The sequence below is a fragment of the Yoonia sp. R2331 genome, assembly GCF_041103235.1.
Classification (GTDB): Bacteria; Pseudomonadota; Alphaproteobacteria; order Rhodobacterales; family Rhodobacteraceae; genus CANMYO01.
On the sequence record NZ_JBGCUN010000001.1, the window covers coordinates 404,393 to 430,244 of the forward strand.

At 56.6% G+C, this 25,852-nt stretch carries 25 protein-coding genes; 5 read left to right on the plus strand and 20 right to left on the minus strand.

The genetic code is table 11. The features are described from left to right. Positions 1–2: 2 nt before the first annotated feature. The 4 genes from AB3Y40_RS02095 to AB3Y40_RS02110 all read right to left on the minus strand — a co-directional run bounded on the left by AB3Y40_RS02095 (position 3) and on the right by AB3Y40_RS02110 (position 3,290). Positions 3–1,331, minus strand: a complete 1,329-nt coding sequence (locus AB3Y40_RS02095) for a TRAP transporter large permease (RefSeq protein WP_369437147.1) — start codon at positions 1,329–1,331, stop codon at positions 3–5. Positions 1,332–1,343: 12 nt separating this feature from the next. Further along, entirely contained in the window at positions 1,344–1,856 is a 513-nt protein-coding gene (locus tag AB3Y40_RS02100; protein WP_369437148.1) for a TRAP transporter small permease, read from the minus strand. A 117-nt stretch (positions 1,857–1,973) separates the two neighbouring features. Beyond that, positions 1,974–3,125, minus strand: a complete 1,152-nt coding sequence (locus AB3Y40_RS02105) for a TRAP transporter substrate-binding protein (protein ID WP_369437149.1) — start codon at positions 3,123–3,125, stop codon at positions 1,974–1,976. 21 nt (positions 3,126–3,146) lie between these two features. After that, a complete protein-coding gene (locus tag AB3Y40_RS02110) occupies positions 3,147–3,290 on the minus strand; it encodes a hypothetical protein (RefSeq protein WP_459553959.1) in 144 nt (47 codons plus the stop codon). Between the two features lie 182 nt (positions 3,291–3,472). Here AB3Y40_RS02110 and AB3Y40_RS02115 point away from each other — a divergent pair, with 182 nt between their 5' ends. Next, on the plus strand, positions 3,473–4,489 hold the full coding sequence (locus AB3Y40_RS02115; RefSeq protein WP_369439585.1) for a LacI family DNA-binding transcriptional regulator: 1,017 nt from the start codon (positions 3,473–3,475) through the stop codon (positions 4,487–4,489). Between the two features lie 194 nt (positions 4,490–4,683). Here AB3Y40_RS02115 and hutU read toward each other — a convergent pair whose 3' ends face one another. From hutU to hutI, 4 genes are read right to left on the minus strand one after another with little or no spacing between them, the layout of a single operon-like run. Further along, positions 4,684–6,354, minus strand: coding sequence for a urocanate hydratase (hutU, locus tag AB3Y40_RS02120; protein ID WP_369437150.1), 1,671 nt, complete (start codon positions 6,352–6,354; stop codon positions 4,684–4,686). Beyond that, complete coding sequence (gene hutG, locus AB3Y40_RS02125; RefSeq protein ID WP_369437151.1) at positions 6,351–7,151, minus strand: N-formylglutamate deformylase; 801 nt, start codon at positions 7,149–7,151, stop codon at positions 6,351–6,353. Before hutG ends, hutU begins: the two co-directional genes overlap by 4 nt. Further along, the gene (gene hutH / locus AB3Y40_RS02130; protein ID WP_369437152.1) at positions 7,148–8,689 is read right to left on the minus strand and encodes a histidine ammonia-lyase; all 1,542 of its coding nucleotides are present in this window, start codon (positions 8,687–8,689) and stop codon (positions 7,148–7,150) included. The genes hutG and hutH overlap by 4 nt, the downstream gene beginning before the upstream one ends. After that, the gene (gene hutI / locus AB3Y40_RS02135) at positions 8,686–9,879 is read right to left on the minus strand and encodes an imidazolonepropionase (protein WP_369437153.1); all 1,194 of its coding nucleotides are present in this window, start codon (positions 9,877–9,879) and stop codon (positions 8,686–8,688) included. Before hutI ends, hutH begins: the two co-directional genes overlap by 4 nt. A 69-nt stretch (positions 9,880–9,948) precedes the next feature. Between hutI and AB3Y40_RS02140 the strand changes: the two genes are divergently transcribed. Further along, entirely contained in the window at positions 9,949–11,313 is a 1,365-nt protein-coding gene (locus AB3Y40_RS02140) for a formimidoylglutamate deiminase (RefSeq protein WP_369437154.1), read from the plus strand. After that, positions 11,310–12,011: a GntR family transcriptional regulator gene (locus AB3Y40_RS02145; protein ID WP_369437155.1), complete on the plus strand. Its 702-nt coding sequence runs from the start codon at positions 11,310–11,312 to the stop codon at positions 12,009–12,011. Before AB3Y40_RS02140 ends, AB3Y40_RS02145 begins: the two co-directional genes overlap by 4 nt. A gap of 377 nt (positions 12,012–12,388) precedes the next feature. Here the strand turns inward: AB3Y40_RS02145 and AB3Y40_RS02150 are convergent, their stop codons facing one another. From AB3Y40_RS02150 to AB3Y40_RS02200, 11 genes are all read right to left on the minus strand, one after another. Beyond that, positions 12,389–13,147, minus strand: coding sequence for a hydroxypyruvate isomerase family protein (locus AB3Y40_RS02150; RefSeq protein ID WP_369437156.1), 759 nt, complete (start codon positions 13,145–13,147; stop codon positions 12,389–12,391). Then, the gene (otnC, locus tag AB3Y40_RS02155) at positions 13,144–13,794 is read right to left on the minus strand and encodes a 3-oxo-tetronate 4-phosphate decarboxylase (protein WP_369437157.1); all 651 of its coding nucleotides are present in this window, start codon (positions 13,792–13,794) and stop codon (positions 13,144–13,146) included. The genes AB3Y40_RS02150 and otnC overlap by 4 nt, the downstream gene beginning before the upstream one ends. Further along, complete coding sequence (gene otnK, locus AB3Y40_RS02160) at positions 13,791–15,065, minus strand: 3-oxo-tetronate kinase (RefSeq protein WP_369437158.1); 1,275 nt, start codon at positions 15,063–15,065, stop codon at positions 13,791–13,793. Before otnK ends, otnC begins: the two co-directional genes overlap by 4 nt. Then, positions 15,062–15,205, minus strand: coding sequence for a hypothetical protein (locus tag AB3Y40_RS02165; RefSeq protein WP_369437159.1), 144 nt, complete (start codon positions 15,203–15,205; stop codon positions 15,062–15,064). Before AB3Y40_RS02165 ends, otnK begins: the two co-directional genes overlap by 4 nt. Then, a complete protein-coding gene (locus AB3Y40_RS02170) occupies positions 15,198–15,839 on the minus strand; it encodes an alpha/beta fold hydrolase (RefSeq protein ID WP_369437160.1) in 642 nt (213 codons plus the stop codon). The genes AB3Y40_RS02165 and AB3Y40_RS02170 overlap by 8 nt, the downstream gene beginning before the upstream one ends. A gap of 55 nt (positions 15,840–15,894) precedes the next feature. Continuing rightward, on the minus strand, positions 15,895–16,683 hold the full coding sequence (locus AB3Y40_RS02175; protein ID WP_369437161.1) for an HpcH/HpaI aldolase family protein: 789 nt from the start codon (positions 16,681–16,683) through the stop codon (positions 15,895–15,897). Then, on the minus strand, positions 16,683–17,810 hold the full coding sequence (locus AB3Y40_RS02180) for a cupin domain-containing protein (protein ID WP_369437162.1): 1,128 nt from the start codon (positions 17,808–17,810) through the stop codon (positions 16,683–16,685). Before AB3Y40_RS02180 ends, AB3Y40_RS02175 begins: the two co-directional genes overlap by 1 nt. A gap of 14 nt (positions 17,811–17,824) precedes the next feature. Then, a complete protein-coding gene (locus AB3Y40_RS02185; RefSeq protein WP_369437163.1) occupies positions 17,825–18,877 on the minus strand; it encodes an ABC transporter ATP-binding protein in 1,053 nt (350 codons plus the stop codon). A gap of 25 nt (positions 18,878–18,902) precedes the next feature. Next, positions 18,903–19,718 (minus strand): carbohydrate ABC transporter permease, encoded by an 816-nt coding sequence (locus AB3Y40_RS02190; RefSeq protein WP_369437164.1) that lies wholly within the window; start codon positions 19,716–19,718, stop codon positions 18,903–18,905. Then, positions 19,715–20,599, minus strand: coding sequence for a carbohydrate ABC transporter permease (locus AB3Y40_RS02195; RefSeq protein ID WP_369437165.1), 885 nt, complete (start codon positions 20,597–20,599; stop codon positions 19,715–19,717). The genes AB3Y40_RS02190 and AB3Y40_RS02195 overlap by 4 nt, the downstream gene beginning before the upstream one ends. A gap of 68 nt (positions 20,600–20,667) precedes the next feature. Further along, entirely contained in the window at positions 20,668–21,942 is a 1,275-nt protein-coding gene (locus tag AB3Y40_RS02200) for an ABC transporter substrate-binding protein (RefSeq protein WP_369437166.1), read from the minus strand. A gap of 133 nt (positions 21,943–22,075) precedes the next feature. On the opposite strand from AB3Y40_RS02200, the gene AB3Y40_RS02205 reads away from it, so the two are divergent. Both AB3Y40_RS02205 and AB3Y40_RS02210 read left to right on the plus strand, forming a co-directional pair. Then, positions 22,076–22,729 carry a GntR family transcriptional regulator gene (locus tag AB3Y40_RS02205; RefSeq protein ID WP_369437167.1) on the plus strand — a complete coding sequence of 218 codons (654 nt, stop codon included), beginning with the start codon at positions 22,076–22,078 and terminating at the stop codon, positions 22,727–22,729. Positions 22,730–23,289: 560 nt separating this feature from the next. Continuing rightward, positions 23,290–24,726, plus strand: coding sequence for an arabinose isomerase (locus AB3Y40_RS02210; RefSeq protein ID WP_369437168.1), 1,437 nt, complete (start codon positions 23,290–23,292; stop codon positions 24,724–24,726). Here AB3Y40_RS02210 and AB3Y40_RS02215 read toward each other — a convergent pair. Next, positions 24,710–25,624, minus strand: a complete 915-nt coding sequence (locus AB3Y40_RS02215; RefSeq protein ID WP_369437169.1) for an AraC family transcriptional regulator — start codon at positions 25,622–25,624, stop codon at positions 24,710–24,712. The two genes, AB3Y40_RS02210 and AB3Y40_RS02215, sit on opposite strands and share 17 nt — an antisense overlap. Between the last annotated feature and the right edge of the window lie 228 nt (positions 25,625–25,852).

Below are 25,852 nucleotides of genomic sequence, written 5' to 3' on the forward strand. Positions count from 1 at the left end.
TCCTATTTGTAGATGTCTGGAAGTAGGGTCGTGGAGACGGCCGGGACATAGGCGATGAACAAGACCACAACAAACATGCATAGCACGAAAGGAACGGCGCGCGCAGCTATCTTGAGGATCGATTCACCGGTAATTCCCGACACCACAAAGAGGTTGAGCCCAAGCGGAGGCGTGATGAAGCCCACACCCAATGCCGTGATCATCATGATGCAGAATTGAATTTCGTTCATGCCGATGTTTTCAGCAAGGGGCTGAAGGATCGGCGCAAGGATCACGATGTTGGGCGTCGTCTCCATGACGCAGCCTGCCGCGACCAGAATTCCGATCATGAGCAGTATCAGCACCCAAGGCTCTTCGGTAAGGCCTGTTGCGGATGTCACAAAGCCCTGCGGCACCCCCATGATGGCAAGCGCTTCGGCGAGCGGTGCTGAGAAGGCGATGATTGGCAAAATGACGCCATTCACCTTGGCGGAGCTGACCAGCATGGCCGGAAAATCAGACCATTTAAGTGTCCGCAGCAGAAAGCCCATCAAGATCGTGACAACAACAGCTGTCGCCCCGGCCTCGGTCGGGGTCAGACGGCCCGAGAAGATGCCATAGAAAATGATGCCCGGCACGATAAAGGCATACCAGCCGGACTTCAGGGACCGGCCAAGATTACCCAGCCACTCGCCAAACGTCAGATTGCCGCCGCCTTCATAGGCATAGATGCGGTTCACGATGAGGTTGGTGATCAGGATCGCGAACAGAATGCACAGGCCCGGGATCAGCGCTGCAAGGAATAAGGTCGATGCGGATATGCCCAGAACAAGGCCGATGATGATGTAGGCAATTGAAGGCGGGATCAGGATGCCAGTACAGGCACCTGCCGCGACCAAGGCGCAAGCATAAGGGCGCGGGTAGCCAGCCTCGACCAGACGGGCGATCGTCATGCGACCAACTGCGGCAGCACCCGCGGCGTCCGAACCAGAGATGGCTGCGAACATGCCGCAGACCAGAACCGTCGCCGAGCCAAAACCGCCTTTGGTAAAGCAAGTCAGCGCCTCAGCGACGTCCAGAAACTTTCGACTGAGCCCGGTACGAACAAGCACGTCACCCGTGAGAATGAACAGTGGGATCGCTGTAAGTGCAAAAGCGTCGATCCCGGTGAAAAGACGCTCGCCGACCAAGGACAGGGGCAGATCCCCCGACATCAGCAGCATCAGGATGGCAGAGGAGCCGATGGCGGCCCAAACGGGCACGGCCATGGCGATAAGAGCAACGAAGATGATGACAGGCAGGTAGAAATCCCACCCCAGCTCAACCGTTTGCGCGACAGTATTCCAAAGCATTTTCCGCGCTCCTTAGTCGAACAATGTGTCGCCCTCGTAGACAGGCTTACCTGTCCGGAGGGAGGTGAAATCACGGCGCATGGATTGCAGCAGTCGCAAAATCATGAGGGCGAAGCCTGTCGGCACAGCCATCAGAAACCAGACCTTCGAAATGCGCAGACCGTCGGTCACGGAGCCAAATTTCCAGGACACGTGAACAGATTCGTAAGACCAGTAGAGGGCAATCACGGCCACAAGCATCATGATCACGTCGCCAAAGATATAGAGCAGCGCTTTGGGCCGCGGCGATAGGTAGTGCATGATCACGTCGATCCGGATATGCGCCCGTTCCTTGACAGCGGCGGCGGCCCCGATCCAGGCGAGGTAGATGAACGCGTAGCGCACGATCTCTTCGCCCCAGATTGATGAGTAAGCAAAAATCTCGCGGCGCAGCACTTCGACCGCCATGGTGATGACCAACATCACGTAGAAGGTCAGAAGCAGCCAGCGTTCTGCATTTTGGTCAAGTTTGCGAAGCAAGTTCATGACGTGGCCCATTTGGTTTGCACGACAAAAGACGGCGCTTGGTTCGCGAGAGATCTTTGGTCATGTCGAAAAGGGTTGTCGGGCGCCCCCGGCAAGGGGACGCCCCAATAGGTCGCTTTAGGCGTCGTGGACGTAGTATTTGCCCTGCGTGCCTGCCGCTTCTTCCATCTGGGCAAAGGCATCCATGGAGCCTGCGAGTTCCACTTTGAACTCATCCCATTCTGGGCGCTGGTAGCCACCTGCGTCTCTCCATTCTGCCAGCTGATCTTCGCTGAGACTGTGGAATTCGACGCCGGCTTTTCTCAACTCGGCCATGGCATAGGCACGGGCCGATGGCACCTTTGCAAGGTTCTGATGTGCGGTCATTTCAGAGCCCCACATGATGCCGTCTTGAACGTCGGCTGGCATCGAGTTGAACCACTCAAGGTTACACGAGTAGACTTGGCTGTCCGGCACTGCCTGGGTGAAGGTCACGTGGCTTAGGATGTCCTTGAAGCCAAAGACAAAGAGCGCGCCAACTGACGGGTCAAGCGCATCAGCCACGCCTTGCTGAATGGCTGACGGTGTCTCGCCCCATGCAACGGGTGTCGGGTTCGCACCGACCAAACGGTAATACTGCTGCAGCATTGCTGACCCGGGAACGCGGAACTTCACGCCATCCAGATCGCCGGGTGTGATGACCGCACCGGCACCGCCTTTGCGGACTGCAACAACACGTGGATCAATGTTGATGTAGAACAGCGGCTTGAAACCGTTTTCTTCAATTTTCGGCGTAACGTTTGCGTTCCAGAAGTCAGAATTCACGAGGTTTGTGAACCGCTGATTGGATCCGCACAGGTAAGGCATGTTGATCAGGTCAACTGTAGACGCAAACGGTGCGAAGTTAGACAGCGAATGCTGGGCCGCCTGAATCGTGCCACCTTGAACAGCCTGCACAAGGGCGCCACCTGCACCCAATTGACCGCCCGGCGCCAATTTGACGTAGACCTTGCCGTTGGTTGCATTCTGGATGTTCTCTTTGAGGTCCAACTGCATGATTGGATAGCTGCGAGATGCACCCAGAACATAGGCCGTGGCGATGGTCATGGTGTGCTCTGCCGCTTGCTCACGCTCGCGTTCTTCGTTGGCAGATTGCGCCGCAGCTTCGGTCGACCAGAGCGTTCCTGCAGCCCCGGCGACCAGGGCCGCTGTAAACCCAGTCGTTGACGCAATCTTCAGAAAATTCCGGCGCTCCACCGACTCGAGTTCGGTACGATCTTGCTTATCCATTTGGTTCTCCTCCCGTTGGAATCACTCGCTGTCGTTTTTTTTCCGATCAGCTTCTTTCTTCAAAATGGCGACGACAAAAAGAACCGTCGCGAAAAACAGAACCAACATCTCGCCGACATCCCCCAGAAATGCGCTGTCTGCAAAAGCGCCCAAGGCGACGTTCAAAAAGAAAATCGCGAAAACGACGAATGAACTGATGAGGAACATGCAAGCCTCCAAGCGACTGGTTCCAAGAAAGTGTAAGCGCTTACAAACGATTCGTGCAAGCCCTTACATTTTCCCTGTGCTCGAGACCGCATTTGGTTCTAAGATATAGCTAAAGGCAACAAATGGAGAGCACCTGCTTTATGTCTCAGACCCCAGACATACCGACGCTGGATGATGTGGCGCGCTTTGCAGGTGTATCAACGGCTACGGTATCGCGGTGTCTCAATGAAAAGCAGAAGGTTTCCCAAAAGACCCTCGAGCACGTGATGAAGGCCATTGATACTTTGGGATACACGCCCAATTTCAATGCCAGAGCCATGGCCGCAAAACGCACCCACACCATCGGTGCCATCATCCCCACGATGGAAAACGCGATCTTTGCCAGAGGTTTGCAGGCATTTCAGGAAACCCTCCACGACAGCGGCTACAACCTCCTGGTATCCAGTAGCGCCTATCGGCCGGAACTGGAGGCGGAACAGATCCGGGCCCTTGTTGCCCGCGGCGCAGATGGTCTTTTGCTGATCGGTCATGAGCGGGATCAATCCATTTATGACTACCTCGAAAGGCGTGGCATTCCAACGATGTTGGCATGGATAACAACGCCAGAGGGTGTTCACGCATCAGTCGGCTTTGACAACTGCGCAGCCATGCGAAGACTGGCCGACCATGTCCTGTCGTTGGGGCATACGAGGATCTCTGTCATTTCAGGTATCATCGAAGGCAACGACCGGGCCGAAGGCCGACTAAGGGGTATCAAGGAAAGCTTATCAGCGCATGGCTTTGACCCGGCCGTGCTGCCGATCATCGAAACAGCCTATGAAATTGAGAACGGGGCAGATGCATTTGAGGCGTTGATGCAAGCTGAAGTGAAGCCCACCGTCATCATGTGCGGCAACGATGTTTTAGCGGCAGGCGCGATCAGTAGAGCAAGACAGTTGGGTCTGCGTGTTCCCGAAGAGATTTCCATTACGGGATTTGACGACATTGAATTGGCAAGTATCCTGCACCCCCCGCTGACAACTGTCCATGTTCCGCACCGCGAGATGGGCCACATAGCGGCGCAGGAACTGATCAATATGGTCGAAAAGCAAAGTTCAGCCGTCACGCGAAAGCTGGATGTCAGGATAGAAATCCGCGGGTCTTTGACGCAGGCCTAGGACCGAGAAAGACGCACCCTAGACCGGCAGGATCGCATCAAGTCGACTGTTTCAAATTGGCGTCGGATTTCCGAGCCTAAGATTTTCGGGGTCTCATCTGACACAAGGCAAATATGGCGCTGGGCGATCGGTTTGAAGCGCGCGCGCAATCTCGGGATGCTATTCCAAGATAAACCAGGCGTCGCTTAACAGGCTTACCTCCCCAAAATGCCGGGCAAGTTCAGGCCATGTTCGCGGGCACAGTCTCGTGCGTGCTGATATCCGGCATCCGCATGACGCATCACACCAGTCGCGGGGTCGTTCCATAGCACGTTTGCGATGCGTCGATCCGCATCCTCAGAGCCATCACAGCAGATCACCATGCCTGAGTGTTGGGAAAATCCCATGCCAACGCCGCCGCCGTGATGCAGCGACACCCAGGTCGCGCCACCTGCGACATTCAGCATAGCGTTCAGGAGCGGCCAGTCAGACACAGCGTCCGAGCCGTCCTTCATGGCCTCTGTCTCGCGATTGGGCGAGGCAACTGAACCCGAATCCAGGTGGTCGCGGCCAATGACGACTGGCGCCGACAATTCGCCGGTTCGGACCATCTCGTTGAACGCCAGCCCCAATTTGTGTCGCAGTCCCAGCCCAACCCAACAAATCCGCGCGGGAAGACCCTGGAATGCAATTCGTTCGCGCGCCATGTCGAGCCAGTTGTGCAGGTGCGGATCGTCGATCAGTTCTTTCACCTTGGCGTCGGTCTTATAGATGTCCTCTGGGTCGCCAGACAGGGCGCACCAACGGAACGGGCCTATGCCGCGGCAAAACAGCGGGCGGATGTAGGCAGGAACAAAGCCCGGAAATGCAAAGGCGTTCTCTAGCCCTTCTTCCTGAGCGACCTGCCGGATGTTGTTGCCGTAATCCAACGTTGGCACCCCGGCATCCCAAAAGTCGACCATCGCCGCAACTTGGGTTTTCATTGAGACTCGCGCGGCTTTTTCCACGGCGATAGGGTCGCTTTCCTGCTTGGCGCGCCATTCAGCGACCGTCCATCCCTGCGGCAGGTACCCGTGGCTCGGATCATGAGCCGAGGTTTGGTCAGTGACGATGTCAGGCTTTACCTCGCGCTTGACCAATTCTGGGAACACGTCCGCCGCATTTCCGATCAACGCCACGGATTTTGCTTCGCCCTTTGCGGTCCAGCGATTAATCATGGCGAGCGCTTCGTCCAGGTCGTGGGTTTTCTCGTCGACGTAGCGGGTGCGCAGTCGAAAATCGGCGCGTGTCTCATCGCATTCAACTGCCAGACAGCAAGCACCGGCCATCACTGCCGCAAGTGGTTGCGCACCACCCATGCCGCCAAGGCCACCAGTCAATATCCAGCGCCCCTTGAGGTTGCCATCATAGTGCTGGCGCCCCGCCTCCATGAAGGTTTCGTAGGTGCCTTGAACGATGCCCTGCGTTCCAATGTAAATCCACGACCCGGCCGTCATTTGCCCGTACATCGCAAGGCCCTTTTTATCGAGCTCATTGAAGTGGTCCCAGGTCGCCCAATGCGGCACGAGATTGGAGTTCGCGATCAGAACCCGCGGTGCATCCTTGTGGGTGTTGAACACACCCACGGGTTTGCCTGACTGCACCAAAAGTGTTTGCGTCTCTTCAAGGTCTTTCAAAGCGGCCACGATTGCATCGAAGTCTTCCCATGTGCGGGCTGCGCGACCGATCCCACCATAGACCACCAGTTCATGCGGGTTCTCGGCGACGTCCGGGTGCAGATTGTTCATCAGCATCCGCATTGGGGCCTCGGTCAGCCAACTTTTCGCAGTGATCTCGGACCCGGTGGGGGGAAACACGTCTCGCGTATTGTGGCGTGCTTTGGTCATTTGGAAGCTCCAAGTGTGGGGGCCAATGCGCCCAGAGTTGCAAGGATGTTCGTCAGGAAAGGGCGCAGGCGCGCGGCCTTGTCTTCGTCGTAGGTCCAAGGGGCGGCTTCATCCGTCAGATATGCAGATTGCGCGAGCTCCATCTGAATCGCATGAATGCCGGTTTGAGGCTTGCCGTAATGGCGCGTTGTCCATCCCCCCCTGAACCTGCCGTTCAGGACAGAGCTGTAGGCGCACGTGCCCTCGCAGATCGCAATGGTGGCGGCCTCGATCTTTGGCGCGCATGTCTCGCCACAGTTTGTGCCAATGTTGAAGTCCGGCAATGTCCCGTCAAAAAGATGCGGAATGACAGAGCGGATTGAATGACAGTCATAAAGGATTGCGATGCCATGAATGGTACGCACACGCGCAAGCTCTGCCGCAAGCGCCGCATGATAGGGTGCGTGAAAAGCGTCGCGCCGCGCCGCGAGGTTTTCGGTTGATGGGGGCGTTTTCCAGATCGACTTGCCGTCAAAATCCGTGAGCGGAATAAGTGTCGTTGTATTTTGCCCCGGATAAAGGCTTTCGCCCGATGGATCGCGATTGGCGTCAATCACATAGCGATGAAAGTTGGCTTTGACCGTTGTGACGTCTTGCAAGAGACCGTCATAGAGGCGGTCAATATGCCAATCTGTGTCGGTCAGTCTTTCCCCATTCTCATTGAGGTTCGCGCCTATGTCATCAGGCACAAAAGTACCCGCGTGCGGCAAACCTAAAACCAGAGGGCCAGAGCCTTGAACGACAGAAACAGGCGTCAATCGCTCTCTCCTTTGACAAAACCCGGAAGATCAACCGCGGCGGTCAGCACGCCGTTCGCTACGAGATCACCGGCCGCTTCGATCGAAGGGGCCAAATAGCGATCCTTGTCGATGGCAGGCACCTTGGCGCGCAAAACATCCATGGCTGCCGTTAGTGATGTGCTGGTTTTCAATGGCGCGCGGAACTCAATCCCTTGCGTGGCGCACACCGCTTCGACCCCGAGGATTACGTTAAGGTTTGCGTTCATGCGCAGCAAACGACGGGCCGCGTGTGCGGCCATCGACACATGGTCCTCTTGGTTTGCAAAGGTCGGCGTGCTGTCCGTCGTGCAAGGATTGGCCAGATGTTTGTTTTCGCTCATAAGCGCTGCGGTCGTCACCTCGGCGATCATCAGGCCCGAATTTAGCCCAGGGTCCGGTGTCAAAAAGGGCGGAAGATCAAAGCTGAGCGTCGGATCAACCATCAAAGCCACGCGACGCTGCGCAATCGCGCCGATCTCAGAAACCGCGACGGCAATCTGATCCGCGGCAAAGCCGACTGGTTCAGCATGGAAATTTCCGCCCGAGACGATCATGTCAGCGTCCACCAAAACCAGCGGATTATCCGTCACAGCGTTCGCTTCGATCTCCAGGGTGCGCGCCGCGAAGTGCAACAAATCCATCGCAGCGCCGGTGACCTGTGGCTGGCACCTGATGCAGTAGGGGTCTTGCACTCGGGTATCGCCGTCAACATGGCTTGCTCTGATCTCTGAACCGGCCATCAACGCGGATTGTGCCCGTGCAACCGCGATTTGGCCCCGGTGCCCCCGCAGGGTGTGTATAGCGTCTTGCAACGGCGCGGTTGAGCCCATGATCGCATCTGTTGACATTGCGCAGGTCACAACAGAGGTCGCCGCGTTTTGCCATGCGCCCCAAAGGCCGACCAAAGCGCAGGCGGTCGAAAACTGTGTACCATTGATCAGCGCCAAGCCCTCTTTTGGGCCCAGCACAATCGGGGTGATCTTGGCCTTTCGCATCGCATCAGCGGCGCTCATGCGCGCACCTTCGAACACGGCCTCACCTTCGCCAATCATTACGGCGGCCATGTGTGCCAACGGGGCAAGATCGCCAGATGCACCGACCGACCCTTGGCTCGGGATCACAGGCGTCACACCTTTGGCCAACATCGCTTCGATATTGGTCACTGTCGAAAGGGCGACCCCAGATGCGCCACGTCCGAGCGACAAAAGCTTCAAAACCATCATCAACCGGGTCGTGGCGATGTCCAGCGTTTCGCCCACACCACAGCAATGCGACAGGATCAGATTGCGCTGAAGGGTTGCCACATCGTCAGGCGCAATCTTGACGCTTGCCAGCTTTCCAAACCCGGTGTTGATCCCGTAGACCGCACCATCCCCAGCGGCGGCTTTCGCAACAGCATTGGCCGCAGCCGTGATCGCCGGATGCGACGAAGGGTCCAGCTTGACCGCATGTTCACCAGACCAGATATCGCGCAATTGCGCCAAGGTCGCACTGCCGGGCCGGAGTGAGATGGTCATAGCGATCCCTTAAAAAAGCGTGCGTGCAAAGGGTTGAAGCCAATACGGTAGGACAACTCTGCTGGGTGAGAGACGTCCCAGACATTCAGGTTGGCGCGATGCCCCGCAACAAGACGGCCTAGGTTTGTCTCGCCCAGTGCGCGCGCGGCATGCGCCGTTAAGCCAAGCAGTGCTTCCAGCGGGGTCATTCGAAACATCGTGCAGGCCATGTTCATTGCCAACAAAGGCGAGGTCAGAGGAGACGAGCCGGGATTGCAGTCGGTTGCCAGCGCCATCGGAACACCATGATCCCGGAAGGACTGGACGGGCGGCATTTGGGTCTCGCGGAGCGTGTAGAACGCGCCGGGCAAAACCACAGCAACGGTCCCCGCCTTGGACAATGCCATGGCGTCGGCTTCAGTCGCGTATTCCACGTGATCCGCACTGAGCGCTCCGAATTGCGCGGCCAGTGCCGTACCCCCGACGTGGGACAATTGCTCGGCATGAAGTTTGACCGGCACGTCCAGATCCTTTGCGACCGCAAAAACGCGCGAAATCTGTGCCGTGTCAAAAGCGATGCCCTCGCAGAAACCGTCAACCGCATCGACCAGCCCTTCGGCATGAGCGGCGCGCAGGGTCGGGATACACACCTTGTCGATATACGCATCCGGGTTTCCTGCATATTCAGGAGGGACGGCATGGGCCCCAAGGAAACTGGTGCGCACGTCAATCGGGCGCACGTTTGAAATCTCTCGTGCGACCCGCAGCATCTTCAGCTCGGTGTGCTTGTCCAATCCATAACCGGACTTCACCTCAATCAAGCACACGCCTTCGGCAATCATCGCATCAACGCGCGTCAAAGTATCTGCAAGCAAGTCGTCTTCGGATGCTGCGCGTGTTGCGGTAACGGTCGAGACGATACCACCACCTGCTGTGGCGATTTCCTCGTAGCTGGCGCCATTCAGGCGTTGTTCGAATTCCGTCGCCCGGTTGCCGCCAAAGACAACATGGGTATGGCAATCGATAAGGGCAGGGGTGACCAGTTTCCCCGCAAGATCGTGGCGTGGGTGGTTCTGGAAGTGCGTAGGAAGGTCCGAAGCAAGGCCAACCCACGCGATCCGCTCACCCTCCAGCGCGATGACGCCATCCTTAATCAGACCATAGCTGTCATCAGTTTGGAGCGTCGCAATATGTGCATTGGTCAAAAGCATCCGCATTGCCTTGCTTGCGTTTCGGTGTTTTTATGTGCATACATAATATGCTTGTCAAGCGAGAGCGTCATGAAAACTGTTTGGGCTAAAGCGGCATTGCTGCCATCCGGTTGGGCATCGGATGTCTGTGTCGAGGTTGGCAGTGGCGGGCGCATTGTTGGGGTGCAAACCCAAACCGCCCCAAAAGGCACCAAAACCGATCTTCTTTTGCCCGCACCCGTGAACGTGCACAGCCATGCGTTCCAACGTGCTATGGCGGGATTGACCGAACGGCGCGGTCCAGATCCAAGCGATAGCTTTTGGACTTGGCGACAGCTAATGTTCAGGTTTCTTGATAAGTTGAGCCCGGAACACGTTGAGGCGATCACTGCCTTTGTTCAGATGGAAATGCTGGAAGCAGGCTATGCCACCAACGCCGAATTTCACTATCTCCACCATCAGCACGGAGGGACGCCTTACGCCAACTTGGCTGAGATGTCTGAACGCATTGCCTCGGCAGCGGCGCAAAGCGGGATCGGGCTTTGTCTGCTGCCGGTTCACTATCAATTCGGCGGCTGCGACGGACGTGCGCTGACTGCGGGTCAGATTAGGTTTGGAAATGATCTGGACAGGTTCGGGCGGCTGCACAAACAAGCGGTTGCCGCGCTTTCTGCGCTCCCTGATGACACAACACATGGCGTGGCCCCGCATTCCTTGCGGGCCGTTGGTGTTGATGCGCTGCGATCCTATGGAGAGCATTTCCCGACAGGTCCGCTCCATATGCATTTGGCGGAACAGATCCCTGAAGTCAGCGAGGTAAAGGCGCATTGGGGCGCAAGGCCCGTGGAATGGGCGCTGGACAACATGGGGCTGGATGCGCGCTGGTGTCTGATCCATTGTACGCAGATGACCCCTGCAGAAACCCTACGTCTTGCCCAAACCGGGGCAGTCGCTGGACTTTGCCCCATTACGGAAAGTAGCCTTGGAGACGGGATTTTTGATGCCGTCCGCTGGATGGGGGCGGGTGGTCAGGTTGCCATTGGGTCTGACAGCAACATCCGCATTTCGCTTACCGAAGAACTGCGGACGCTGGAGTATTCGCAGCGCTTGCGCGACGGGACCAGGGCTGCGCTCGCCACGGGGGAGTTTTCAACAGGTCGGCGCTTGTTCGAGGGGATGTTGACCGGCGGTGCGCAGGCAACGAGCCGACAAACTGGTCGGCTCGAAACGGGCTATTGGGCTGATATGTTGGCTCTTGATACGGACCATCCACACCTGTGGGGCCGGGCCGGCGATACCGCTCTTGATGCTTGGATTTTCGCAGGTGATGATCGCCGCGTGCGGGATGTCTGGTCGGCGGGCCGTCACTTGGTTGCTGACGGAAGACATTTTGCGAAAGAAGAGATTACAACGGCCTATAAACGGACCATTGACGCCTTGAAGGACGCCCTATGAAAACTCAAACTTTTCGGGACTGGCGAAGCGTTCAGACAGAGGTTCGGCGTCGTATCCATGCGCGCGAATGGAAACCGGGCGACCTCATCCCCAACGAAGCCGATCTCGCGCAAGAGTTTGGCTGCGCGCGCACAACTGTCAACCGCGCCTTGCGCGCCGTGGCCGAGAGCGGGCTTTTGGATCGACGCCGCAAAGCAGGAACACGTGTTGCTGCACAGCCGGTTGCAATGGCCAAGTTGAACATTGCCGTGATCCGCAAAGAGGTCGAGGCGCGAGGCCAAAAATATGGCTACCGACGGATTTCATCTAAAGAGGCTGTGCCCCCAAAACCAATTCAGGAGACCTTCAATTCAGGCGAGGCACGTTCACTCTTGCATTTTACTGCCCTGCATCTCGCTGACGGTGCTCCTTATGCTTTCGAGGACCGCTGGATTGATCCGCAAGTTGTGCCGAACGTGTCCAACGAGAGTTTCGAGACCGTGAGCGCCAACGAATGGCTTCTGAGGAACACACCATATACGCATGGCGAAATCGTCTTTTCCGCAGCCACAGCGACCGAGGATAGCGCCGCGCTGCTTCACTGCCCAGACCAAAGCGCCCTGTTCGCGATTGAGCGTGTAACGTGGGACCGCGAAAACGCAGTAACGCAAGTCCGTTTGCTTTTTGCGCCAGGACACGAAATTCGAACGGCGCTTTAGTCGATCTGTGTTGCTGCACTGAAACTTTGCCGTTTGATGTTTTGCAGAGTTAGCGCAGTTTGCGGACGCACGTAGAACCAGCGCTGCTCACCAATTGTTCCAACTTCTTGCAACTGAATGTCGGCGCGTTTTCCCATTGCTTCCGTTTCGACATTTCTGGCCTCGTTCTCTTCGAAGATCAGCGGGCTACAAATCGCTGTTTGTATCCGTGTCCAAATTTCCGGGGATAGCCTAGGCTCAGTCGCATGGCGGTCTTCGATTTGTCCGTATTTCGAAGTGAGCTGTTTGCCGCATCATGTTGAACCGAAATCAGATCTTTTTGTGGGGACGACGTTTGAGGTCTTGGTGCTGAAGCGGGAAGCGTGGTCCGGGCGAGATCAATGTTTGGTCAGCCAGCCCAAGGTCTTATCCGTTGGGCCATTTGGCTTATATTCCGCGCCTATCGGTTTGCCGTATCCCATTGCGCTAAGCACTTTAAATATGTGGTCGAAGTTCACCTCCCCGGTGTCGGGCGGTCCACGATCAGGCACCGAAGCAAACTGGATATGCCCAATGTAAGGCATAAGATCTTCCAGCTTGTGGCAAAGATCGCCCTCCATCAGTTGCACATGATAGCAATCAAACATGAGCTTAAGGTTGGGCGCTTGCACGGCACCGATTAGATCGACGGCCTGCGTCGTCGTTGTCAGAAAATACCCCGGCGCGTCATAGCGGTTCAGTGGCTCGATCAAGATCGTGATCCCGTGCGGCGCCGCTTGGGCGCATGCGTATTTCAGGTTCCTTACAAAGGTGTCGTGGGCATTTGCTCCGCTCGCAAAGCCCGCCATAAGGTGCACTGCTTTGCAGCTAATGGCGCTTGCGTAGGAAATTGCCTCATCAATTGCAGAGACCGCATCATCAACGCGATCAGGCAATGCAGAAAGACCGTTTTCACCGGCCGCCACGTCGCCCCGCACTGTGTTCAATCCCAGCATTTGCAAACCGGTTTTGTCCAAGGCGCTGCGCACCTCAGCCGCTGGCGTTGCAAAGGGCCAATGGCATTCGACCGCATCAAAACCCGCAGATTTTGCCGCGCGTATGGCATCGAGAAGCGACAGCTCTGACCACAAAAAACCCAAGTTGGCTGAAAACTTCATATATCCCACTCCACGTCGAATGTCGTCACCAGCCGCTCCACATCAGTTTGCGACAGCCCGCGCGGTGACATGCCGCGCGTCATCATCGCCAGGCGCGCGGTGTCTTCAAGTTCTTCAATCGCGTTGCAGGCGGCTTCAATGTCCTTGCCGGCGACTACAGGACCGTGATTGGCCAACATCACTGCCGAGCGTTTTCCCGCAAGACCTCGCACCGCATCCCCCATCGCCGGATCACCGGGCAGATAGAACGGGAGCAGCTTTACACGCCCCAGCTTCATGATTGCGTAGGGTGTCAGGCGCGGCAGAAAATCATCCTCATTCACATTAGGCATCATCGACAGCGCCACAGAATGACAGCTATGAAGATGCACAACAGCGCCCGCTGTGGACCTCGTGTCGTAGAATGCGGAATGCAGCGGCATTTCTTTGGTTGGTGGATCGCCGTCGATCAGAACACCTTTCACGTCAAACCGGCTGAGGCGGGAAGGATCAAGGCGCCCGAAACTTGTCCCGGTCGGTGAAACGAGCAGTCCGCCATCGGCCGTGCGCGCTGAAATGTTGCCCGTGCTTCCCCCTGTAAGCCCGCGATCAAACATGGATTTCGCGAGCAGACAGATTTGTTCCCTGAGCTGGGCTTCGGAGGTCATGTGTCGTTCAGTTTTGTTTGGGCCAGGCTAAAGAAATCTTCTGCGCCGAAGTTGCCCGATTTGAGGGCCAAGGCGATCTGCGTGCCCTGCGAAGTGCAATAGGACCACGGAACACCGGGCGCGATTTCGGCAGCGATATCCAACTGGGAAACGTCCAGCGCTTTGGTCACGGCACCGGATGTTTCACCGCCCGCGACGATGATGCGGCGCGCACCAGCATCGCGGGACGCAACGGCACAGGCGGCCAGAGTGTTTTCGATCAAAGATCCGACCTCAGCAACACCGAGTTTGGCCTGCGCTGCTTTGACGGTTGAGGGATCAGCGGTGGCGTAGATCAGTGGGGCTTCGGTCAAATCCTGCTTGGCGAGCCATACAAGCACCGCATGCAGGCCCGATTGCGAAAGCGTCAGCGGGTCGAGGCGATACGATGGCGCACCGGTTGCGATATACGCGGCCACTTGCGCGTTCGTCATCGCAGAGCAGCTGCCTGAAAGGACGATGGTCTTTTGATCAATGCTGTGAACTGCCTGCTTTTTCGCATCCGCAGACAATAGCCCGTCAGCCAGAAAAAGCGCGGGCAACGGCATCGCTACGGCGGAACCGCCCGTGATCAGCGGCATGTCGCGACAGGCTGCTGCGATGGTTTCAAGGTCGGCGTTGGCCACTGCGTCGACAATGACATGAGCGGTGCCCTCGGTGCGGTGTTGCGCAAGGCTGGCACGGAGCGCATCGACGCCTTGAGCGACGACCATTCGGTCGATTAGGCCGACCGGTTTGGTCACTTGCGGCTTTAGCAATCGCACCAAGCTGCTGTCGCGCATGGGGGTCAGCGGGTGGTCCTTCATCGGGCTCTCGGACAATGGCTGTTGCCCAACAAACAGATGCCCCATAAAGATCGACCTTCCGTTTTCGGGAAAGGCAGGGCAGTAAATCGTTTGGTCTGAGTCGAGGTCAGCCATCAGCGCCTCGGCCACGGGGCCAATATTGCCTTCGGCGGTACTGTCAAAGGTCGAGCAATATTTCCAGAAGAAACGACGAGCGCCTGCAGTGCGAAGCCAGGCCAGCGCGGCGCGGGTTTCGTCGATCGCGTCTTGCACCGGGGCAGTGCGGGATTTGAGTGCGATGACTTCAAATGCGCTGGTGTCCACGGGCGGTGTGCTTGGCACGCCGATGCGCAATGACACCTGCACACCGGATCGTGCAAGAAGCCCTGCGATGTCGGTCGCCCCGGTAAAATCGTCCGCGATGACGCCCAGTACTGTTCCGCTCATGTGCGTGCCTTCCGAAAATCGGTCCAAAGAGCCATGAAGCCGTCAAGGCCGTACCACGGGCCAGCAGCATTGGTCGCATTGCACGTGATCAGCGCGTCACCGTCACCTTGACGGGCAATCAACCCATTCAGATCAGACATGTTCATGCAAGGCCTTGTGCATTTCGCGCACTGCTTTTGCACAGGCGTCAGGGTCTTCAATCAGGGCGAAATGTCCCAATTTGTTCAGTTCATAAAACTGTCCATGGGGCGCGTGATCGGCCGCAGCACGGCCCTGTGCCGGTGGCGCAGTGGCATCGCACGATCCGGTCAGGCAAAGCACCGGCGCGGCGCATTTGGCCAATTGGGGTAATGCGCCGGGCCGCGTCAGCGCAAGCTGGGTCTGCGGCGCAATCAAATCGGCTGTTTGGTCGGCCATCGCCAAGACTGCCGTGCGGGCCGTATCTGATGTAGGCCCGTGGAACTCAAGATTTTGTGTAGCGAGCGCAGCTGCCCCACCAAGTCGCTGGACATCATCGCAAAGCACATGTCGACCCGGGGCCCTCTCGGGAGGATCCGGAAAGGGGTTCAGGCCAAATAGGATCAATGAGTAGGGCATCATTTGGCCAGCTGCATGAGCCGCAACGATCGCGCCAAGCGAAAAACCACAAACAACGGTCTCTGGTGTCACACTTTCAAAGACATCGCGGAAGTCTTCCGCATTAGGGCGATCCAGCTCAATATACCGCCGGTTCGCCTTTGCGATGCCCAGAACGTCCAGAAAGGGATCAAACATCGTACCTGTGCACAACGTGCCTGACAGCAAGATCCAAGGCTTGTCCGATAGGTCCCTAGTACCCATTTTGCGCGGCTGCTGTGACGGGAGGTTCCTCAAGCGCGATGCGCACGGCTTCCCGCATGCTGCGCGTGAGATGGGCGAAATCATTGCCGGGTGTCACAAGGCGGAACCCTTGTTCAATCCGCAGGCGGGCATCTTCGCCAGAGGCGCAAAAGATACCCACAGGTATGTTGCGTTTGATGGCCGCGTTCAGCACATGGTGTATCGCAGCCTCAGACTCGGGACGTGGGTGGCCGGAGTGCCCGTCCAATTCAAACGCCAGATCGTTCGGACCGATATAGACCATATCAACGCCATCCACATCGAGGATTTCTTCAATCCGGTCCACAGCTTCTGCGGTCTCGACCATCGGGATGGCCATCACCGCCTCGTTGGCTTGCGTCACATAATCGGGCCCGCCGTATAGTAACCCGCGCGACGGACCAAAACTGCGGTTGCCCAAAGGTGGATAGCGGCACGCATCCACAAGCGTTTTGGTTTGCTCTGGTGTTGAGATCATCGGGCATATGATGCCGTAAGCGCCAGCATCCAGAAGATGCATGATCTGCGCTGGGTTCAAGTCGGGCACGCGGACCATCGGTGTTGCTGGAGTGGCAGAAATCGCCTGCATCATGGTAAGCGCATCCGAGAACCCAAGCATTCCATGTTGCAGATCGACGGTCACCGCATGCACGCCGCTGTGGCCAACACCTTCGGCCGAATAGGAGGACCCAATCGACAGCCAGCCATTTATCACAACTTCAGACGCTGCGAGGCGGGTCCTGACGGTGTTGGCGCGCATCAACCCGCCCGCCCGTAGGTTGGCAAAAGGCTGGCTTTGGCGACAAAGCCCCCTGCGTCAAGACCAAGTCCGGCATCCCGTCCGGCTTCCAGCACTTCAGTCGCAAAAACAGGGCGCTTTCGGTGATCACCACTCAGCACAACGAGCGCCTCTACGGCGGTGTGGCCTGTTGCCGTCAGGGTGCGGAACATGCCGGCTGGGACCGAATATGTGTCCCATGCGTTCAAGGTTACAGATGCGCCACCGTTGACGTAGTCCAGCCGCGCCTGACCTTCATGCATCATCAGGACCATCTTTTCGTCCAGCAGGAATGGGCCGACAGACTGGCCGGGCGCGATGCGAAGCCATTCGACGGAGAACCCGTGAGGGTTGGTGATAGGTGCTGCATGGTCGCGGTTCTGCGTCATGCCGAACCCGATGACAGGGGCGATTTCTGCGCCGCCATTCGGCGAAGCCTGATCGATGAATGCAGGCCGGAAATCGCGGGCGTCAGCGGTGACGATACGCGACAACATTTCATTGCGTGACACATTGCGCAGGGCGGCCACGTCTTCGTCGGGCATCGGTGGGATACGCCCGCTTTCGGGCGGCACCTCATCCCCACGCGATGTATCGATAAGGCGATTTTCGGACGAAATATAAAGGCCGTAGTCGGCGGCCTCGCGGATGATCTCGGGGTGGAAAATCACGCCGCCAGTGTTGTCGCCGCCCAGGATGGTGAACAACCAGCCGTCATCAGGGCCAGCATTGGTGAAGCCCCGGAAGATCCATGTCGGCACCGACACGATGTCGCCTTTGGTGCCCTTGATCTCGTTTTCTCCGTTTGAACCCCAGCGGAACGTCCATTCGCCCGCCTGCACAATGAAAACTTCGGCGGTAAAATGAATATGCAAGTTGTTGGTAATGCCATGAGGCATGGCCGCAGCGCCGATGTTGAACCCATGGGCCTCTGGCAGGTTGATGACCTGATCATCAGATGACGTCACACCCGGACCGATGATCGAATAGTTTTCCTTGGTGTCTGATCCAGGCTTTTTGCAGTCAATGAAGGCCACCGTACAGGACACATATTCCTCCCGCTTGATGTGACGCGCATCGGCGATGTCCTGAGTGATTTCGGTCGTCATGGTCTGTCCCCTTATTATCCGAGCCGTTCGCCTGACGCGCGATCAAACAAATGAATGCGGGCGCCATCTTTGGGGGCCAATTGGCAAGGTGAATTGATGTCCGCCTCAAAATCGGCGTGTCCACGCGCGCAGACCGAAGACTGTCCGTTGCGCAAAGTGACCAGGGTCGACTCTCCGGTGAGTTCGAGCGCGTAGAGCTTACCAGTGATCGGGGCCTTTTCATCTTGTACGATGTCGAGCTCTTCCGGGCGGATGCCAAGAACAACCCCGTCTCGGTCCGCAAGATCGACGGCAACTTCCACGCCGCTCGCGCTGAAAACGCCGCCTTTTACGGATCCGTCGATCAGATTCATCGACGGCGAACCAATGAAGCCCGCGACAAACAGATCAGCCGGTTCGGCGTAGATCTTTTTGGGCGTATCAAGCTGTACGATCCGACCTTCGCGCATGACTGCGACACGATTGGCCAGCGTCATTGCCTCCATCTGGTCGTGTGTCACGTAGACGGTGGTCACGCCCAATTCATGGTGCAGGTGTTTAAGTTCGGCCCGCATTGTCACGCGCAGTTTGGCGTCCAGATTTGAAAGCGGCTCGTCCATCAGGAAGATGCTGGGTGTGCGCACGATTGCACGGGCCAGGGCCACACGCTGTCGCTGACCACCGGACAGTTCAGACGGGCGCCGATCCAGCAGGGCGTCGAGTTCGACTTTCTCAGCGGTTTCACGCACGCGCTCTTTACGATCAGCTTTGGGCATCCCGCGCAGCTTAAGCGGATATTCGATGTTCTGACGCACCGTCATGTGCGGGTAAAGACCATAGTTCTGGAACACCATCGCGATATCGCGGTCCTTGGGCGGCTTGTCGTTGATCCGCTCGCCCTTGATCATGATGTCGCCCGAGGTGATGTCCTCTAGCCCTGCAATCATGCGCATGGTTGTTGTCTTGCCGCAGCCTGACGGCCCCAGCAGAACCAGGAATTCACCATCATGAATTGTCAGGCTTTGTTTTGGGACAGCAAGAAACGCACCGTATTTCTTTTCGATATCGACAAGACGGACTTCGGCCATGATCTTGTTCCTTCTCTCTAAATTCTTATTTCACGGCGCCGGCCGTCATGCCGCGCGTAAAGTGTTTCTGGATGAACAGGGCCATCACGAAGATTGGCACTGTGATCATGACGCCTGCGGCGCTCATCAACTCCCAAAGGTCACCGCGTTCGGTGCGGAAACTGACAAGGCCCACGGGAAGGGTTACCGCCTCACGGCGTGACAAGATCAGCGCGAACAGGAACTCGTTCCATGTCAGGATGAAACAGAATATCGAAGACGTCATGATCCCGGGCGCGGCCATGGGCAAAACGATGTCTTTGATGACCCGCAGACGCGATGCTCCATCAATCATTGCGGCCTCTTCGCTGTCGGTGGGGATCGCATCGATGAAGCCTTTAATCATCCAGATGACGAATGGCGTGACGATCGCAAGGTTGACGATAATCAGGGCCAGCCGCGTATCCAGCATATCAAGTTGGCGGAACATCAAAAAGAACGGCAGAACGATGACGACGGCGGGAATGAACTGGGTAGACAGGATCAGGAAGAACAGAAACTTGCGCCCCTTCACCCGGAAGCGCGAAAAGGAATAGGCCGCCAGTGCCGCGCAGGGTACCGCAATTGCCACTGTGACTGTCGCGACGATCACCGAATTCATCACCATTGAGCCTAGGTTCCATGGTGCTGAAAACACCGTGATGAAATTCTGCAAAGTCGGCTCAAAAATCAGCGACAGGGAATAAGCGTCGCGCGGCTGTTTGAAAGCGGTCAGGAACATCCATGCAATCGGAAACAGGACCACGATGGAAATGACAACCAGAAGGGCGCGTTCGCCCACATAGGAAAGTGTGCGTTTCATGCGGTTGCCATCTTTCTTTCGCTCAGCAGCATGCGGACATACCAGATTGAGATGAACATCATGATCGCGGTCAGGATCCACGCCAGTGCTGAGGCATAGCCCATGTCGAACCAGCGGAAGCCAACGTTGAAGATGAAATAAGCAAGGGTTTCGGTCGATGTGCCCGGGCCACCACCCGTCAGCGTGACGACCTGATCGAACATCTTAAGGGCAAAGATCGTTTTCAGAACCGCCATCACAAGGATCACACCGCGCATCTGCGGCAGGATTATGCCAAAGATGATGCGCAGGTTGGATGCACCGTCAATGCGCGCGGCTTCTTCCGTTTCTCGCGGAATGGACGCAAGGCCGCCGAGGCACATGAACGTCATGTAGGGGGTCCAGTGCCAAACGTCCGTCAGCACCAAGATGCCCATCGCCAGTTGTGGATCGGCCAGCCACGGCACGCCTTGCAAGGCCGGGAAAACTGCGCCCAGACCATTGGCGATCACGCCGAATTCAGGGTTGAACATGAACCGGTAGCTGACACCGATAAGGGCCGGGCTCATCGCAAAGGGCAAGATCAGAATGATGCGCGTGAAGGTGTGCATTGGCCCCTTGCGGCGCAGCAGTAGCGCGAGCGCCATGGCCAAGATCACCGTCAGGATGACACTGGTAATGACGAAAATGAACGTCACCCAAAGCGAATTCAGGAATTGGCTTTCACCCATGGCGTAAATGTAATTGTCGATGCCGACAAAACCTTCGGGCCGCCGGCTTTTGGTGAGGTCCCACGCCCGAAACGAAGTGATGAAGGAATAGGCGAGTGGGTAGATCGTTGTCGCCAGCACGATGACGAAGGCCGGGATCAATAACCAATATGGAAGCAGCCGATCTTTCACGGGGCACCTCATGTCGTGTTGGGAAATGAAATGGGCCGGGCGACAGATGCCGCCCAGCCCTCGGGAGGTTAGCGGATCGCCGCGATATCCTCGGCAGCAGCGTCCAAGACGGCCTGCACGTCCGTCGCTTCGCCAGAGGCGAGGCTCGAGATCGCTGTCTCAAGGATCAGCACGATACGCGGCCAGTTGTCGCCGAATTCCACACCGTCTGCCGTCGCCAGGGCGTCGGCCGCCGCTTGGTGCATACCGCCCCAGCGTTCGTTGACTTCGGCGTCGGTCAGGTTGGACATGTGAACGGCAACAACCTCGGACAGATCAGGGTCCATCAAGACGTCACGTTCAAGTGCGGGATCGGTCAGCCAACCAAGGAACTCGGTCGCCGCGTCCTTGTTGTCGGATTCAGCAGTGACGCCGAAAATCCACGTGTTGGTGAAAGTTGTGCGATCTGCACCAGCGACCGATGGAAGGGCTGTGAACCCGATTTGGTCGGCCGTAAGCGTGGACTGTTCGGGATCACTCAGCTGCGAGCGCACCCACCACCAGACAGGAAGCATCGCAGAGTTGCCCTGCTTAAAGCTGGTCACGGCGTCCTGCTCAACAAACACCGCAGAACCTGCGGGCACGATTTCTTCTTCAGTCAAATAGCTGATGTAGGTTTCAGTCGCCGCAACGCCAGCTTCGGAATTGAAGATCGCATTGCCGTCTGCATCAAACAGATCACCACCCTTGCCCCAAAGCAGGTTCATCCAAACCATCAGGTTCTGACCATTCAGCTTGCCATAAGGCAGCGCCACGCCAGCGGCGTCAGTTTTTTCCTGAATGGCTTTCGCTGCTGTAACCATTTCTTCCCAGGTTTGTGGGGGGGTCACACCGGCTTCTTCCAGAATATCCGTGCGGTAGAACATCAACTGCACGTGGCCACGTACTGGCAGACCGATCAACTCGCCGTTCAGCATGCCATGACGCAAATGCGCGGCAGGAAAATCGCTCAGGTCGGTGCCCTGCGCTTCAATGCCCGGCCCAATCGGCTCCATGAGCATCTGAAGCGAGTGAACCCACTGATCCATGACCGAGACAACGTCATAGTCGCCACCTGCAACCATCTCGGTTGTAAGTGCCTCTTTCATGTTAGGGAACGGTACGTAGTCGTATACGACGTCAATGCCGGTGGCCTCTTCGAACTCAGCAAGGCGGGCTTCATGCGCTTCGAACTGGCTGGATTTCACCGCAAGCACGTTCACGGTCTGGCCTTCATATGGTTTGCCCTCGGTTGCCTCCCAAGCGAAGGCCTGCGCGCCATAGAGTGATGCTGCGATCGCAATCGCACTGGTAAATAATTTCATGGTTTCCTCCCTAAAGTTCTTTAACCGTAGACGGGCGAACCAGATTTCGTCAATAAAATTATTGATAATCTTGAATGGACAGAATTAATCTAGCTGATAGTCTTGATTTATTGAACGAGACGGAGCGCGCGCAATGCCCGACCAACTGGTAGAAGAACTCGAAAACGACATCATCTTTGGGGTCTTCCCTCCGGGCGCCCGAATCATCGAAGACCGCGTCATGGAGGATCACGGGGCGAAACGGCACGCCGTCCGAAACGCATTCACTGAGCTTGAATCCCGCGGTCTTATCGTGCGGCGACCTAACCGGGGTGTCGAAGTGGTGGACTTCACGCCAGATGAAGTCGACGCCCTATATGATGTGCGCGTCATACTCGAAACGGCTGCGGCGGAACGGACCAAGCTTCCCTGTGACACGGAGATTTCGGCAAGGTTGGAAGACATTGCACATCGCCATGAAAAAGCGGTCAAAGAGCACGACTTTCGGGCGGTTTTCTGGCTCAATCAAGAATTCCACGAAGTGCAGTATTCCTGTTGCGGAAATCCGCGCTTGGCCGAATTGATTAGCAATCATGCCCGCGCTGCGCAGCCCATTCGCGTCGTCAAATACGAAGATGAGGCCCATATGAATCGGATCGTCAGCCAGCATTTTGACATCATCGCGGCGTTGCGCGGCACGTCGCAAGATGCACTTGTCGCAGCGGTTCGCGCGCATTTGCCTGCGTCCGCAGAAGCCTACCGCAATCTTTACAACCGCCGTTTCGGAGCGCGCGCCCGGACAGCCTAACACCGTCAGCGCGACCTTCCCGAAACAGTCGCAAGACATCCGATTGAGGGCAGTCAAGAATTGCCTTCGTGTCGCAACACGGAAAACCTCCGACTGGTCCTGATTGTCGAGCCGACGAAAGTGCTTGGTTCTACTTTGGAATTTCAGGAGGTTGCACTGTCCAAGCCGCGAAAACGCCGCCAACGCTTCTGGCTTTTGCCGGTTTCGCATTGGATCGGCGATTTTCCAGGCTTCCTTTTGCAATGCAACCTACGCCTTTGGCGCGCCAATGGTTCGAACTTGTTGTCATCGAAGGTGCAGGCCCTGCGGACGGAGAACTATTCGAGTGGCCCGTATTGCTGAGATTGTGCGCCACAGTGGCTTTGAGTTGTTCAGCCAGACATGCTGGCAGTAGAGCTCTTGGCCTGATGCGCGGCATTCAAAAAACTGAGCAATTTTTGCATGCGTGCGGTCACAATTTGCAATGTCTTACTGCGTAGCATCATTCATGAACGGATCATGCAGGGCCGGATTGGGTTGCAATAGAGGCAACTGATCCATCTGTTGCGGAGGAATACGAAATGGTCAAAATCGCGGCGAGCAAATTAAAAGTCGGTCTATTTGGCATTGGGTTAGAAGCATATTGGTCGCAATTCGATGGGCTTGAGGATCGACTGAAATCCTACGTTGAGGTCGTTGAGCGAAAGCTGGAACGGGACGATGTCGAAGTCGTCAACTTGGGGCTGATCGATACACCGGAAAAAGCGCTGCAGGCAGGGCATGACTTCAGATCGGCCGATGTTGATGTCATATTTTTGTATGTGACGACCTATGCAGTGTCGTCGACGGTCTTGCCTGTTGTGCGCCGCGCCGGTGTTCCAGTGATCATTCTAAACCTGCAGCCTGTCGCATCAATCGATTTGGCCAGCTTTAACGCACTGGGAAGCCGTTCCAAAATGACCGGTGAATGGTTGGCCCATTGTGCCGCTTGTCCTGTACCCGAAATCGCAAATGTTTTTACACGCGCCGGCATTGATTTCCATCAGATCACGGGCGTTCTGGAGGGTGACGATCACGTCGATTCCGAAATAGAAGACTGGATCGAAGCCGCGCGTGTTGGTCATGTGATGGCCCATACGAAATTGGGCGTCATGGGCCGATACTACAATGGCATGCTGGATATCTATTCCGACATGGCGCTGCAGTCAGCGGCATTTGGAACAATCATTGAGATCGTCGAGATTGATGAGCTCGCGTCTATTCGCGCAGGGTTGACCGACATTGAAATCGACACTGCGCTTGCGCGTATCCATGACGACTTTGATATCCAATCGGACTGTTCTGAGTTCGAGCTCTGGCGCGCAGCATCGACCGCAGCAGCCCTGTTCAAAATGGTCGAGCAGCATGGCTTGGGGGCGATGGCATACTATTACGAATCCACTCCCGGCACCGTACATGAAGATATTATCACATCCGTTATCCTTGGATGTTCAATGTTGACGGCGTCAGGTGTGCCGATCGCAGGCGAATACGAAGTCAAAAACGCCCAGGCCATGAAGATCATGGATTCTTTCGGGGCAGGGGGGTCGTTCACCGAATATTACGCGATTGATTATGCCGAAGATGTTGTCCTGATGGGCCATGACGGGCCAGGACACACGCAGATTGCCGAAGGCAAGACCAAGGTACGGCCACTCGAGGTGTTCCACGGAAAAGTGGGCGCGGGACTGAGTGTCGAGATGAGCGTGAAGCACGGGCCGGTGACATGCCTTTCCGTTCTCGAGCACGACGGTCGGGTGTCGCTTTTGGTTGCCGAAGGGGAATCTGTTCCGGGCCCAATTCTTGAAATCGGCAACACCAACAGTCGATACCATTTTGACATTGGAGCGCGCCAGTTTGTCGAAGCATGGAATGCGGCGGCCCCTGCGCATCATTGCGCCGTCGGGGTTGGTCATGTTGCAAGCCGGATCGAGAAACTTGGCGCTTTGTTGGGGCTTGACGTTATTCGGGTTTGCTAGGGCCGTCCTCCCGTCCTTGGCCAAGGCGTGCCCGCCAATCTGACGGCGGGCACGCGACAGATTTCCTGAACTGGTTGGAGAAATGGAATGCCGAGCTAAAACCGAGGTGTGCCGCAACACCTTTGATGGACAGCTCTGTATTATCAAGCAGGTCTTTGGCTTTTTGAATCCGCATTGCCATTTGGTAGTCCTTCATGGACATGCCGGTTTGTGCGCGAAAAGTACGCCGCAGGGTCGAATAACTGACGTTTAGCTCATCGGCGATATCTTCCATGGGATGCTGCGCCGCGCACCTTTCCAGCAACAGCATACGCGCGCTGTTGACCAACTGGTTGGTGCTGTCTTCATTGGCATTGCGAGGGCCAGCAAGAATGGCAAGAAGCTTTAGGCCAAGCATGGACAGGACGGGTTGGTTGCCGACGGCGTCCTGTCTTGAAAGCATGTGGATTTCTGAAAAGGACGTCTCTATCGCAGCGATGCTTGGATTGCGGATAATGGGCCTGCTTTTGTTAAGAAGGCCAGCATTGGTACACATGTCAAACACTGTGCCTTCGCACTCGACCCAGTGTTCGGTCCAGCCCACGCTGGGTTCGGGCGCGTAGCGATGCCAGACATTTGGAAACAGCACAAAGACCTGTCCTGCGCGGATGTCTTGGGGCTTGCTGCCGCGTCCAAGTTCAATGCGCCCACGGCCCTCTGAAATATAGACGAGTTGATAGGCTTGCAGAACGCGCCCTCGGGTCCGGCTAAAAAGGTGTCCCTGTGGATGGGTCTGAGCGGGATACTGAGCGTGTGGCAAGACCCGGGTAAACCCCGAAGAACGCAGCGTGCACCCAAGTGTCCGGCAAAGACGACTTTCAGGGATGTAGCTGAAATAGTTTTCGCTTTGATCGGTCATGACAGCAGCATGACCATGGATGTCCACAAATCAACTAAGATATGTACATTGCGACTTCTGATGGGGCGGGGTGATCAGTAAGTCCATGAAATGCTGAAAAAGAATCGAAAAATGCCGATCAATCAAGGAAGAATACTGCACCGCATATTTGAGCAATAAGTGTATTTCTTTTGCCAGATTTTTGCAATCGACCTCGTCTAGTCTTTTTGAAGGGAGGGTGCCGGACCC